The organism is Pseudomonas sp. XP2, assembly GCF_053557975.1.
The window spans coordinates 1-652 of record NZ_JBNRIK010000017.1; the positions used below are offsets into that span (position 1 = coordinate 1).

The 652-nt window shown below is 68.9% G+C and carries 1 protein-coding gene; it reads left to right on the plus strand.

Annotation, left to right across the window (positions count from 1 at the left end):
- Positions 1-652 (plus strand): contractile injection system protein, VgrG/Pvc8 family (locus tag ACK1VC_RS18220; protein ID WP_449118013.1); only part of this gene is annotated, 652 nt, incomplete at both ends.

A 652-nucleotide genomic window follows, 5' to 3' on the forward strand; every position in this document is an offset into this window, starting at 1 on the left:
AGCTGCTCATCACCGACCGGCTGCTGGGGCTGGGGCAGCTCAGCCAGGGCGCCATCAAGCCCGATGACGATGACGAGGACGAAGGCTTTTTCGAGCCGGACGACACCGACCCCAACCAGGTGCTGTACCACGCCAACAGCGGCGGCGATCAGGCCAGGCCGTGCCTGCGCCGCCTGCGTTACAGCGAGCAGGTACGTACCGCGCGCCAGGTGCAGCGCGACTACACCTTCACCCACCCGGCCTACCGCCAGGAGCAGCGTGCCGAGGGCAGCGACCTCAGGCACCAGTCCACCACGTACGAGCGCTTCGACTACCCCGGTCGCTACAAGCGCGAGGCCGTCGGCGCCCCCTTCACCGCCACCCGCATCACAGCCTGGCGCCATGACGCCCACCTGGCCGAGGTCGAAGGCGACGATGTGCGCCTGCAACCGGGGCTGAGCTTCACCCTGATCGGGCACCCGCGCGAAGACCTGAACAGGCATTGGCGGGTAAGCCGCGTGCACCACGAAGGCACCCAGTTCACCAGCCTTCAGGAGGAAGCCGCAGGTGCCCGGCAAGGTACCCGCTACTGCCAGGAGGCTGTGCTGGTGCCCGGCAGAACCGAATGGCGCCCGGCGCCGTTGCCCAAGCCGCGCATCGACGGCCCGCAGAT